The organism is Psychrobacter sp. T6-5, assembly GCF_052258485.2.
Classification (GTDB): domain Bacteria; phylum Pseudomonadota; class Gammaproteobacteria; order Pseudomonadales; family Moraxellaceae; genus Psychrobacter.
On record NZ_JBQQEY020000001.1, the window covers coordinates 1,623,633 to 1,636,253 of the forward strand.

Sequence of the window (12,621 nt, forward strand, 5' to 3'; positions counted from 1 at the left end):
TTTTACGGGCGAGTTATTTCACACTTTAGGAGAATAATTATGAAACTTATTAAACTTACAGCTATATCTGCTGCTGTTCTAGCATCAACTGCTGCATTAGCAGCTGATCCAGTTATCGTTGTTGACGACAATGATGCGGTAGTATACGAAGCTGAGCCAGTTGCATATCAAGCAGCACAACCTTCTTACGCATATAACTCTGATGCTGGTATTGTACGCAATACTACTGGCGCTGTTGTTGGTACGACCAAAACTATCTTTAACACATTAACTCACCCAGCTTCTGTTAGTGCTGAAGCCGGTACTTTGGGCTATGGTGCTAGTCTTGGCTTTAGTGTGAACGACAAAACTGAACTACAAGCTGGTTGGGCGGGTGGCGATGCTGCTGAGCTTTTCGGCGGTGATTTTGATGCAAACGACGTAAACTATGATATTGACACTGACTTTAGCAACCCATATCTAGGCGTGCAGTTACGTCCTATGGCTAACTGGTTCACTATGGGTGCTGGTATCATCGTTCCTGATAACGAAATCACAGCTACTGCTAATGCTAAAGATGCAGGCGATAATGGCTACTACCCAGTTGACGGCGCTCGTTACTTCGTAGGTACACCCGATGCTGGTCAAGTTGATGTAGCGCGTGGCGATATTACAGAAGTTGGTGGCGTGCAAGCTGATCTTGAGCATCGTAACAAGCTAGCTCCTTACTTAACTGTTGGTTTCCGCCCTAACATCACTAACAACTTCGGTGTATTTGGCGAGCTAGGTGCTGCGTATCTTGGTAAGACAACAGCAACTGTTAATGCTAACGGTGCTAACGGTGCACTTGCTGAAGATCAAATCAAGAAAGAATTAGAAGACGAGAACTATCTTGAGTGGATGCCAATCGTTAAACTTGGTGCAACTTACCGTTTCTAATCTGATCACAGTGTAAATACTGTCATCAGAAGAGAACAAAAAAAACGGCCCTTTTTAGGGTCGTTTTTTTTATATCTAGAAGAAAGCGGAGATAATCACTGCGAGAGCATTGCTAAGTATGATCAAAAAACGACGACTGTTTGATCTACTTGCAATACGGCAATTTGGTGATTGGATTGACTATCAATATGACTGATAGTAACGAAGTCTTTATTTATATCCTCAGTCAAGGCAGGGATGATATCAGAGTAATCTACACCTAAACCTTGTGCCAAAGTATACTGATGAATCTTGATAAAGCTTTCTTTGATTTGCCACAGTAACTTTGCAATATAATCACGCTGATTTTTTGGTAATGTCTGTAAGATAGTAATTTCATTATCTGAGTAAAAACGCTTGACGATATGCCAAGCGACATCATTGTGCTCGATGTCGATGCCAGCAGGGCGACGATGACTGATGACCGCTGCTATTTTGCTGTATGAAATAGGACCGATATTTTGATTAGATTTTTTATTGAATTCATCTTTGTTATGAGCGGCTGTATGGCTAAAACAGACGTAATACTTGCTTTGGCGAAGACGATAGGGAAAGCTCGACTCATCTAGGGTATCGTTGATTTCTAGCTTGTTAAGTATCGCTTGTAGTAACTGTCTCACACCTTGGCGCTGCTGTTGACGTTGCCTATGAGCAATAATACGTTTTGATATTGGTTTTTGTACTGCATGATAATGCCATTTGACATGACGAAGCTCAGTAAAGACTATATGTGATGATGGACATACTGATAACCAGTATGAGTCGTTCCACAAGTTGCTAATTCTTACAGGACTGGATAAATCACTTACTTGAGCAGTCACGCACCATGTTTCATGATTGAGCTGAGTAAGTTGGACATTGGTAAGATGTAGGACTGGCATCATAATAAGCGATCATCAAAGGTTTCAATTAAAAATGTAAAGTTTCTAGAAATACAACTCAATTAAAAATAGATAGTTTACATAGGTGTCTTAGATATTTATATCTTACTTAGCCCAATAGAATGTAAAAAGCCCAGCAATATAACATTACTGGGCTTTTTTAAAGCAAATGATTTTTTAATGACTCTTAGTAAGACAGCTCAGCACGGCGGTTTTGTGCATAAGCATCTTCGGTATTGCCAGCCGCTGCAGGGCGTTCTTCACCATAGCTAATGACACGGATATTGTTGGCAGCGACACCTTGAGCAGCAAGATAGTTGCGTGCTGCTTGGGCACGGCGCTCACCGAGTGCCATATTGTATTCACGGCTACCGCGCTCATCAGTATGACCTGCGATAACCACACCAGCTGCTGGGTTTGAGTTTAATAGGCTCACGTGTTGGTCAAGGACGCTCGCCGCTTGCGCAGTGATTTCGCTGCTATCGAAAGCAAAATAGACCACAGCTTGCAAGCTATCAGCACCAGTAATGACAGCGGCTGAGTTATCAACAATGACGGCACCATTATAGCCAACTTGACCACCTGGAATACCTAGCGGCGCGACCACAACTTCTGAGGTAGCACGTTTAGTCGCACAACCTGTAGTGATTGCAACGGCGCTTGATAGTACAGCTAAAACAGCGATCTTAGAAAAACTGATTGACATGACGAGCTCCTAAAATTTTAATTAAATTTATTTTTTAAACTGCTTACGATAAAACTCAGGCAATCTTTATCCATCATATACTAACTGTTAATTTATGTAAGTATTTTTACTGTAAATAACGATAGATAGATATGTAACGTATCACCAGCGGTGTTTGCCCCAGTTTTCAGGATTGGCCCAGTAGTCAGCATTGAGCCAATTCGGTAGCTGTTTATAATCATATAAATTGAACTGCCAAAGCGTCGCTGATACAGTGGACGACGTTATGGATTCAATATCACTAATATCTAAAGATGGCTCACTTAAGATATCAAATGGTGTAAATCCGTAAGGTTTTAAATTTATTGAACTATCAAGCGCAACCAGCAAGTGTGCTGCATAGAGATCACGATAACGCATGAGGGTAGGGATGTATTGATGTAACAGCTCTTGTGAGAGGATGGGTAGCCAAAAGCAAGCAAGTTCGTATCGTTCAAGCACATGCTGTTTAGCAAGCTCTGGTAAAGTAGAGACGTGCCATGCTTGAGCTGATACGTTATTATCATCTTTAACATTCGTATCTTTAATATTTGTATTTTTCTTTAGCTGTGTTTGCAGAGTTGATAGTTCTGTTTTGTCGTGTGCTACCCATAACAGCTCAATAGTATCATCAGTCTGTCCAGCCATCGTTTGTGCTTGTTTATCAAGTGATGGCATGAGAGCATCAACATACTCTATCAATAAAGGTAATGTAATCTTTGAGTATTTGTCAGTATGTGTTGTCATATAATAAGCCGTTTATGAAAGGTGAGTTATTAATGTGCCTATTAAATCATTTTCATCGGCATTATCCAATTGATAACGTGAGCCAATTGTTGATTTAATCATTTATATGGATGCCTGTTAACACACATGAATGTATACGAGGAAATGTATATAAAGGACAAACTCAGTTATCTCGATGCGCGTACTTGAAATATAAGGATTTAGGTCAATCTACCTATAAGCAGGAAACCATATATAACATGCGCTCGTTGTAACTTTCATTGTGACTTTGAGCGCCATAAACGTTGCTATAAAGACGAAAGCTATAATGCGAGTAGCAAAACAATAACACTCATAACATATCATCAATAATAATAGGAAATCACATGTCTACTGCTGAAACTGATGCTCAGATCATCAACCCTGAAATGCCAGATGTACCACCACATGCACCAAGTAAAATTAATCTAAAAGACTATCAGAAGCCAAGTTTTGATGTTGAAACGGTCCATTTGGATATTAAACTGTTTGAAGATTATGCTCAGGTAAATAGTACGCTTGAGATGGTACGCCAAACCGCAGGGGATATTGTCTTATTTGGCGAATCGTTAGAGCTGCTGTCTATTATCATGAATGATAAAGCGTTAAAAACTGAGCACTATGAGCAAGAAGATGGCAAGCTAACGATTTATGAAGCACCTGATGAGGTTACCTTAGATATTCAGGTACGTATTTGCCCGCAGACCAACACTGCGCTTGAAGGTCTATATATGGCAGGTAGTGGTGACGACACGATGTTTGTGACTCAGTGCGAACCAGAAGGCTTCCGCAAGATTACTTTTTATCCTGACCGCCCTGATGTACTCGCGATATTTACCACTCGACTGGAAGCCGATAAGCGCTATCCGACACTATTGGCCAACGGTAATTTGGTTGAAGCAGGTGAGGTCGCTGATGCGCCAGAGCGTCATTATGCAATCTGGCAGGATCCAACCAACAAGCCAAGCTATTTATTTGCTTGTGTTATTGCTGATTTGGATGTGTTGACAGACTCTTATACGACCAGCGAAGGTCGAGAAGTATTACTTGAGGTTTACGCAAAATCTGCTGATATCGATAAATGTGATGTTGGTATGCAAGCCTTAAAAGACGCCATGAAGTGGGATGAGGTCAATTACGGCCGAGCCTATGATTTAGATCGCTATATGATTGTGGCAGTCAGTCAGTTCAATATGGGCGCAATGGAGAATAAAGGTCTTAATATCTTTAACACCGCTTGTGTGTTGTCTAGCCCTGAGACCACTACTGATGCGCGCAGTTTTAGTGTAAAAGCCATCATTGCTCACGAATATTTCCATAACTGGACGGGTAACCGTATCACGTGCCGTGACTGGTTTCAGCTGTGTTTGAAAGAAGGTTTTACGGTTTACCGTGACCAGTCGTTTTCAGCAGATCAGCAATCAAGTGCGGTACAGCGTATCGATGACGTAGCGACACTACGCGCGCATCAGTTTGCAGAGGATGCAGGCCCATTAGCACATCCAGTACGCCCCGAGAGCTTCGTTGAGATTAATAACTTTTATACGACGACTGTCTATGAGAAAGGCGCTGAAATTGTACGTATGATTGCCAACACGTTAGGGCCGGATAATTTCCGCAAAGGAACAGACGAGTATTTCCGTCGTTATGATGGACAAGCGGTAACGGTTGAAGACTTTTTATCAGCACTCAGTATCACTGATGACAAAATCGAGAACTTTATCGACTGGTATCGTCAGCCAGGTACGCCAGTTGTATCAGGCTCTCAAACTTATGATAGTGCGGCGCAGACACTAACGATTACTTTGAATCAGCAAACACGTCATGTGAAAGGTTTTGATGCACCAAAACCGTTGCCGATACCTGTAGCAACGGCATTGTTTGATAAAGACTCAGGCGCTATCGTCGCTGAGCGTATGTTACTGCTTGACGAGGCGACGCAAACGTTTGTGTTTGAAAATATCGAAAGTGAGCCAGTGGTTTCTTTGTTGCGTGATTTTAGTGCGCCAGTACAGCTCAACTATGACTACCAAGATGTAGACTTAGCATTTTTGCTCAAGCATGAAACCAATGGGTTTAACCGCTGGCAAGTCACCCAAATGCTGGTAAACCGTATTTTACTACAAAGCCAAGGCGCGAAGAGCAGTCCTGATGTATATTTAGAAGCCTTGACACAGACGTTGCCCGTTTTAGCAGCTGATGATGCAATGCTGGCTGCACGATTGCTTGATATTCCTTCAGCGCAAGAGCTTGCTTCTGCCATTCCTCAAGACTACGATCCGGTACTAGTGAAAGAGCAGCGCGATGGGCTATATCAGCAAGTAGTAGATAGATTAAAAGATCAGTGGGCTACGTTATACAATGATCTGTCAATGCAGTCTTATGAAGACAGTGCTGAAGCTCGAGGCATTCGTGCGCTGCGTAATGTGGTGCTTGATATGGCACTGACTGCTAACATTGAAGGCGCAGCCGACTGGGCACAACAGCAATATGATAATGCTAGCTGTATGACAGAGCGTTTTGGTGCGTTGAAGGCGATGGTCAATCATCAGTTAGTAGATGCAGATAAGTACTTATCGGACTTCTACGAGCGTTTCCAAGCAAACGATCTGGTGATTGATTTGTGGTTCAGTGTGCAAGCCGCCGCTGATGATGTGACACCTGATGTTATCAAGTCTTTAATTGCGCATACCGATTTTGATTGGAATACCCCTAATCGTGTCCGTTCAGTTATCAGTGCCTTTAGCTCGCAACCAACGGTACTATGGACAGCAGAGGGTCTGAAGATGTATACAGACGTCATCAAAAAGCTAGATGATGCCAACCCTGTATTAGCGTCGCGATTACTGCAAGTACTGGCCCGATGGAATACGTTGGCTGAACCACGTCGTCAAATGGCGCATGAGCAGCTGACAGACTTGCGCAAGAACGTTGCATCCAAGCATGTGCTTGAAAGCTTAGAGAGTGTATTAGGTGCTGCAAATAGCTGATTGATAATAGCTAGGAAATAACTTTAGCTGTAGTATTAACTTTAAAATAAAGCCAACCTCAAATTAGAGTTGGCTTTATTTAATTGAGCGTATAGCATTAATTGTCATTAAGAATTAAGCTGTTCAAGAAAGTGTTTCTCTTAAAATGATCCCAATAAAAAGCCCCTTTCGTATCAGTACGAAAAGGGCTTTTTAGTTTTTGCTTGAAGATATACTATCGTTAATGGCTATTAGCGGTTTGGTAGCACATCTTTTACCATATCACGTAAGCCGCGCAATGCGGTGACAGTGCTGTCCCAGTCTAGACAGCCATCAGTGATAGATTTACCGTACTCAAGCTGACTTAAATCAGCGGTTAGTTTTTGATTGCCGCCCTTTAGGTGACTCTCAATCATCATGCCGATGATTGACTTATTACCATTTTGAATTTGCTCAGCGACGTTTTGGATGACCATCGGCTGTAAGTAAGGATCTTTACCTGAGTTGGCATGGCTTGAGTCGATCATGATTTTGCCATTGGTTTTGCCTTTTGCCAGCTCGTTCTCAACTTGAGCAACTGCCGTTTCATCATAATTAGGTTTGCCATTACCACCGCGGAGTACCACGTGTGCGTAAGGATTGCCTTTCGATTTGATGATCGAGACCTTGCCATCTGAGGATAGACCTAGGAAACTATGACCTTCTTTAACGGCTTGCATCGCATTGACAGCAACGGTCATACCGCCGTCAGTACCGTTTTTGAAGCCCACTGGGCAAGATAAGCCTGAACTCATTTCACGGTGTGTTTGGCTCTCGGTAGTACGTGCGCCAATCGCTGACCAGCTGATCAAATCCTGCATGTACTGTGGTGTATTCGGATCAAGGGCTTCGGTTGCACAAGGCAAGCCTTTTTCATTCAAATCAAGCAATAACTTGCGAGCAGTACGCAAGCCCTTTTCGATATCAAAGCTGTCATTCATGTCAGGATCATTAATCATACCCTTCCAACCGACCGTGGTACGAGGTTTTTCAAAATAAACACGCATGACGACAAATACGCTGTCTTCGATCTCTTTTGCCAATACGGCCAAGCGATCGGCATACTCATGGGCCGCTTTAATATCGTGGATAGAGCAGGGTCCGATGACCACAAACAGACGCTTGTCTTTACCATCCAAGATGTTTTGGATAGTGTTTCGACCGTTTAGTACGGTTTTGTATGCGTCGTCTGATAGAGGTAGCTCAGTTTTTAGCTCAGCGGGAGTAATCAAAGGAATAAATTTTTCAATATTCACGTCGTCAATGTCTGCATTATGGGTAACTGATGTTGTCATGGTTATATATCGTCTAGCTGATTTATAGGAATATTCATTATGCGGACAAAAGTGTTGGTTGACAAGGGTAGTCCGGTAGTTAATTGACTGATAACTGGAATGAGGAAACTAAAACTTAGTTATACTTACACATGATTAAGGTTATATTTGAATTCGCAAATGCACGTTTGGTATTTCGTTTTTCTGTCTATTAATAAGGATGTATTGAATACTGGGTGCTCAACGCTTAGATTTTATGCGTGAATTTAGCTATTTGTATCATCGTCACGTATGATAGCGACCGCGATGATTTTATGATCACACTAAAATGATTGCACACTAACACATGAACGCCAAAAAATAGGCACAGATAAAATGTGTATGTCATCAATCTCTATCATTGACTGACTGTGTTATATTTTACAACAACGATTTATTTTATTTGTATATCTTTAATATTGAGAGCTTGTCATGACAGATTCTGCTACGTCTCATCTAAATACTGATTCCATCAGCCAAACAGAGACGGATTTTAATAAACCTAAAGCGACTGCCACGCCGCTAGTGATAGCCATTGTCGCGGGTGAAGTGTCAGGTGATAGTTTAGGCGCAGATTTTATGCAACAGATGAATAATCTGCGTGATGACATCATCTGGGTAGGCGTGGGCGGCACTAAGATGCAAGCGCAAGGATTGCAAAGTATTTTTCCATTAGAGCGTTTGGCAGTGATGGGACTAGTCGAAGTCATGGCGCAGCTACCAGATTTGCTCAAAGCACGCCGCGAGCTATTGAGTGCGTTTAAGAGGGCCAATATCGATTGGTTTATCGGTATCGATGCACCTGATTTTAACCTACGAGTCGCTAAGAAACTCAAGCCACAAGGCGTGTTCTGTGTGCAATATGTCAGTCCTTCTATTTGGGCATGGCGTGAGTCGCGTATCCATAATATCAAAGCGGCAACTGATTTAGTATTGTGCCTATTCCCATTTGAGCTACCGGTTTATGAGCGTCATAATCATCCGGCGATCTGTGTGGGGCATCCGTTGCTACGAACCATTGATCAAGCATTGATAGACACGCCAATCAATCAGCGCCGTAGCGAGCTGGTCTGGCACAATGATGGTCTGCAGCAGTTTTTTATTGAACGGTTTGATGATGTCAGCCAGCTTATCTGTGTGATGCCAGGCTCTCGGCGTGGCGAGATTACCGCTATCTTGCCATTGATGCTCGACGGCATTCAAAAGCTCATATTATTAGACCCAAAGCTGTGTTTTATCATTCCAACGGTTGATCAAAATCACCAATATATTGTGCAAGAAGTCATTGACCAATGTTCAGAGCAATTGCGGGCAGCTATCGTCGTCGTCTACGATGATACTCAGCCAGAGTTTAGTCAGCATGCGATGGCAGCGTCAGATATCGTGATGCTAGCCTCTGGGACAGCAACATTGGAGGCGATGCTGCTTGAGCGTCCGATGGTGGTGGTTTATCAATTGAATCAGATCACTTATCAGATTGCCAAACGTCTGGTAAAAGTGCCTTATGTGGCACTGCCTAACATTTTGGCTAATGCGCCGATTGTGCCTGAGCTTATTCAAGAGCAGGCAAGCGGGGATAATATTTGCCGTACAGTGATGCGTTTACTACAGCCACGTGCTTATGCTGAGCAATTAAAAGATCTGTTGGAGACAAAACACACGTTGCAGCAGCAAAGTAATCATGAGCCAGCAAATAGCGTGATTGAGCAATATTTTATGAGCGATAGTAAAGCCTCCAATCTTACCTAATCTAGAAAGACTTTCTAATATTATGCAAATTCAACCTAGCACAGAAAACCTAGCCCAGATAATTGACGTCAGTATTAATCATATTGATGTCAAAGGGCAGTATATCCAATTGGCGGCGCCTATACGCTTATATGGACAGTTGAATACCTCCAAGCTGTTTGCTCAATATGAGCGCGATGAAGCGCAACGCTTAGAACAGTCAATATTAAAAATAGGCGTTGATGAAGCGGGGCGTGGACCGTTACTAGGTAGTGTCAATGTAGCCGCCGCGATATTACCTGCGACTTGGTCAGGATTGATTGAAGAACAACCACTCAAAGACACGCCATTATCGATACTGACAGACTCCAAAAAACTGAGTGAAAAAAAGCGCGATCTTCTTTATCCATTGGTAAAGCAGCATGCAGTCAGTTATATCATCGCTGATATACCAGCAGCTGTTATCGACCAAGTCAATATTTTGCAGGCAACCATGCTCGGTATGCGGTTATGCACCGAAGCTTTGCTAGAAGCAGTTTTTAGACATCTCTCTAAAACTAAAAGTCTTGGCACATCACTTGATAAATTACAGGTAGAGGCGTTGTTTGATGGTAATCGCTGTCCTGAGCTGAATACGGCTAAGATTGAAGCGATGGGTATCTTACCATCGGACATTGACTGTCAAGCATGGGTGAAGGGTGATGCACGTCATACTAGTATCGCAGCGGCTAGTATATTGGCAAAAGTGAGCCGTGATGAGAGCATGTATGCCCTTGATATGCAGCATCCAGAATACGGTATTGCCAAACATAAAGGCTATCCAACTCGCGCACATATGGAAGCCATTGGAAGACATGGTGTCTTATCAGCGCATAGGCGCAGCTTTGCACCAGTGAGAAAGGCATTAGAGAGCTAATCTTAAATGGCAGTATCTCGTCTAATGATAAAAATTCAATGTATTAGCAGAAAGAAGCTATCTACCTGTGTTAACAGATGGGTAAATTTCCAGAAAAATAGCGAGCGAAAGTTTATAAAATGTAATACAATATGTTACTCTTAGTATAAAATACTGTTAAATCAATGACTAAGCTTTCATTTTGAGTTTTATTCTCACTATGAATTATATATATTACTATTTTATAGGATAAAAAATGATGGCTCATACCCCTCAAAAGAACCTTGCTGTAGTGCTTTTCTTAGCGGTATTTTTAACGGCCTGCGGTGGTGGCGGTGGCGACTCTGATAATGGTTCTACATCCAATAATCCACAGAGCGAAACACAAGAAGAGCTCGTATCAGAGCCAATGACTTCAGCACCAGTAACAGCGACGCCTGATGAGCAGGGTAGTGAGCCAAACGATAGTAATCCTATTAATGAAAGCAACGCGCCAACTGAGAATAATCCGCAAGCAGCCTTAAGTGCTAATAATCAATTCAGTCTTGCAAGAACCAGTTGTGGCTTAGGTGGTTTATCTGTTGATATGGCGCTTGATGATATTGCTATTAAGCACGCAAACTATATCAAATACGTATTTGCTAATAGCTCGCCGACCAGTTTTAATGCGCATGTTGAAAATAAAATCAGCGATATTGCCAGTGTGACAGGTAGCAACAACCCATTTTTTGGTGGCTTGGATTTCTCAGATCGCTTATTAAACGCAAAATACAGCAACGCACAATATGGCGCGACGGAAAATATTGCTCAATCTGTCTATTACAGTTCAGCAGGAAGCTTTCTGAAAACAGATGTGGTGGCAACCGCAATGGCAAAATCATTGCTGGCAGCTCCCTATCATTTGCGCTCTTTGATGTTACCGCCTTCGAGTTTGATAGGCACAGGAATGGTCACCTATAAACCTGATGCCAAAAATCCAGCTCTTAATCAAGGTTATGTATTGGTTAGCCATGCCTCAGCGACTAGAGCGACCAGAGATAAAACCGTGTCAGGTGTTTTTACCTATCCCTGTCAAGGTGTGACTGGTACAGTAACTGCTCTGTATAATGAGTCGCCAAACCCTGTTAGAGGGACGGGTCGCGACTTGCGTACCGATCCTATCGGACAGCCTGTTTATGTGAGTATGCCATCAGCGGGCAAGATCAAAGTAAGCAACATTAAGTTCCGAGATACTCAGCGAAATACTAATGTACCGATTCAACTGATCGACTTTGATAATGATCCGTATATGAACACTAACTACGCATTACCAGCGAATGAAGCATTTATATTACCGTTGACTGATGCACTCAAGAGCTGCGAAGTTAAACGTAGTGCAGACCAAAGCCAGCAATGTGGCCTTTATGGCAATACAAAGTATCAAGTAAGTTTTGATATTTTGGTTGATGATATAAGCTTAGAAAGTAAGTCATTCACTTTTACGACGGGTAAGGTAAATTATTAGTTAAGCCGTTTAATCAATCGTACAAGCAAAAGGCTGAACCAAATAACTGGTTCAGCCTTTGTTTTATATAAAGAAGCTATAAGAATATGACAAAGTAAGAAGACTGGATAAAATCCATTTTAAAACGATGAATTAGGCTGTGTTAAAAAGTTCTTTTCATCTTCGGTCGAGTCGCGGTTTAGTACCTCATTACGATGCGGGTAGCGACCAAACTGATCAATAATCTCTTTATGACGATATTCAAAATCTAGCGTGGTTGCATCGTCTAATTGCTTAAATAATGGTAGATAACGGTCGTGAATCAGCGCTGACTCAGAGTGCATAAACGGTATGATCATAAATCGACGCCATTGCATCGGTAAGGTATCAAAATATGGCTGCTGAATGGCTTCTTGTGCTAAGACTAATGCCATGCCGTCTTGGGCAAAAGCACAGGCTTGTTCGCGACATAGGTTGCGTGAAAACTGATCTAAGACAATGATTTCTGCCAGTCGTCCTGCTAGTGCTGTTATTGAACTATTGCCATCTAAAGAAGATTCTGCAAGGCGCCATTTAACGCATTCACCTTGCTTTGCTGCCTGCCAAATATCACCAAAATTATCCTTTATCTGCTTATCAAAACGATCGTTTTGTTCAAACCAACACGCTTCATTATCTTTATCAAACCAAAAATCCAATACTGCGCGCGCATCCGGATCGAGATAGGTCAAATCTATACTTTTTGGATCGAGTTGAGAGGCATGGGATCGACTGGCAGAGGTGGAATAATCAGTTGAGAGTGCCATAAGATATTCTAATTATGATGGATTTAGTCTACTATAGCGCAAATATTTATATCTGTCTGTC

The 12,621-nt window shown here is 42.2% G+C and carries 10 protein-coding genes; 5 read left to right on the plus strand and 5 right to left on the minus strand.

The window, feature by feature from the left end; genetic code table 11:
* The first annotated feature begins 39 nt into the window (after positions 1-39).
* On the plus strand, positions 40-918 hold the full coding sequence (locus ACTXGK_RS21685) for a hypothetical protein (RefSeq protein ID WP_443516985.1): 879 nt from the start codon (positions 40-42) through the stop codon (positions 916-918).
* 122 nt (positions 919-1,040) lie between these two features.
* Here ACTXGK_RS21685 and ACTXGK_RS21690 read toward each other — a convergent pair whose 3' ends face one another.
* From ACTXGK_RS21690 to ACTXGK_RS21700, 3 genes are all read right to left on the minus strand, one after another.
* Positions 1,041-1,841 (minus strand): 4'-phosphopantetheinyl transferase superfamily protein, encoded by an 801-nt coding sequence (locus tag ACTXGK_RS21690; protein WP_443516983.1) that lies wholly within the window; start codon positions 1,839-1,841, stop codon positions 1,041-1,043.
* A 184-nt stretch (positions 1,842-2,025) separates the two neighbouring features.
* Complete coding sequence (pal, locus tag ACTXGK_RS21695; protein WP_443516981.1) at positions 2,026-2,544, minus strand: peptidoglycan-associated lipoprotein Pal; 519 nt, start codon at positions 2,542-2,544, stop codon at positions 2,026-2,028.
* Positions 2,545-2,685: 141 nt separating this feature from the next.
* Positions 2,686-3,309 (minus strand): DUF6231 family protein, encoded by a 624-nt coding sequence (locus ACTXGK_RS21700; RefSeq protein ID WP_443516979.1) that lies wholly within the window; start codon positions 3,307-3,309, stop codon positions 2,686-2,688.
* 365 nt (positions 3,310-3,674) lie between these two features.
* Here ACTXGK_RS21700 and pepN point away from each other — a divergent pair, with 365 nt between their 5' ends.
* Complete coding sequence (pepN, locus tag ACTXGK_RS21705; protein ID WP_522909952.1) at positions 3,675-6,317, plus strand: aminopeptidase N; 2,643 nt, start codon at positions 3,675-3,677, stop codon at positions 6,315-6,317.
* A 230-nt stretch (positions 6,318-6,547) separates the two neighbouring features.
* On the opposite strand, the gene ACTXGK_RS21710 is transcribed toward pepN, so the two are convergent.
* Entirely contained in the window at positions 6,548-7,630 is a 1,083-nt protein-coding gene (locus ACTXGK_RS21710; RefSeq protein ID WP_238039058.1) for a 3-deoxy-7-phosphoheptulonate synthase, read from the minus strand.
* Positions 7,631-8,080: 450 nt separating this feature from the next.
* Between ACTXGK_RS21710 and lpxB the strand changes: the two genes are divergently transcribed.
* The 3 genes from lpxB (at position 8,081) to ACTXGK_RS21725 (ending at position 11,775) form a co-directional block, all read left to right on the plus strand.
* Complete coding sequence (gene lpxB / locus ACTXGK_RS21715) at positions 8,081-9,397, plus strand: lipid-A-disaccharide synthase (protein WP_443516977.1); 1,317 nt, start codon at positions 8,081-8,083, stop codon at positions 9,395-9,397.
* 22 nt (positions 9,398-9,419) lie between these two features.
* Positions 9,420-10,292, plus strand: a complete 873-nt coding sequence (rnhB, locus tag ACTXGK_RS21720) for a ribonuclease HII (protein WP_443516975.1) — start codon at positions 9,420-9,422, stop codon at positions 10,290-10,292.
* A 235-nt stretch (positions 10,293-10,527) separates the two neighbouring features.
* On the plus strand, positions 10,528-11,775 hold the full coding sequence (locus ACTXGK_RS21725; protein ID WP_443516974.1) for a CAP domain-containing protein: 1,248 nt from the start codon (positions 10,528-10,530) through the stop codon (positions 11,773-11,775).
* Between the two features lie 119 nt (positions 11,776-11,894).
* Here ACTXGK_RS21725 and ACTXGK_RS21730 read toward each other — a convergent pair whose 3' ends face one another.
* Positions 11,895-12,560, minus strand: coding sequence for a DUF924 family protein (locus ACTXGK_RS21730; protein WP_443516972.1), 666 nt, complete (start codon positions 12,558-12,560; stop codon positions 11,895-11,897).
* Between the last annotated feature and the right edge of the window lie 61 nt (positions 12,561-12,621).

Excerpts from the sequence above, each read along its gene's own strand:
- ACTXGK_RS21685 (WP_443516985.1), top strand. The coding sequence starts at position 40 with ATGAAACTTATTAAACTTACAGCTATATCTGCTGCTGTTCTAGCATCA.
- ACTXGK_RS21690 (WP_443516983.1), bottom strand. The coding sequence starts at position 1,841 with ATGATGCCAGTCCTACATCTTACCAATGTCCAACTTACTCAGCTCAAT.
- pal (WP_443516981.1), bottom strand. The coding sequence starts at position 2,544 with ATGTCAATCAGTTTTTCTAAGATCGCTGTTTTAGCTGTACTATCAAGC.
- ACTXGK_RS21700 (WP_443516979.1), bottom strand. The coding sequence starts at position 3,309 with ATGACAACACATACTGACAAATACTCAAAGATTACATTACCTTTATTG.
- pepN (WP_522909952.1), top strand. The coding sequence starts at position 3,675 with ATGTCTACTGCTGAAACTGATGCTCAGATCATCAACCCTGAAATGCCA.
- ACTXGK_RS21710 (WP_238039058.1), bottom strand. The coding sequence starts at position 7,630 with ATGACAACATCAGTTACCCATAATGCAGACATTGACGACGTGAATATT.
- lpxB (WP_443516977.1), top strand. The coding sequence starts at position 8,081 with ATGACAGATTCTGCTACGTCTCATCTAAATACTGATTCCATCAGCCAA.
- rnhB (WP_443516975.1), top strand. The coding sequence starts at position 9,420 with ATGCAAATTCAACCTAGCACAGAAAACCTAGCCCAGATAATTGACGTC.
- ACTXGK_RS21725 (WP_443516974.1), top strand. The coding sequence starts at position 10,528 with ATGATGGCTCATACCCCTCAAAAGAACCTTGCTGTAGTGCTTTTCTTA.
- ACTXGK_RS21730 (WP_443516972.1), bottom strand. The coding sequence starts at position 12,560 with ATGGCACTCTCAACTGATTATTCCACCTCTGCCAGTCGATCCCATGCC.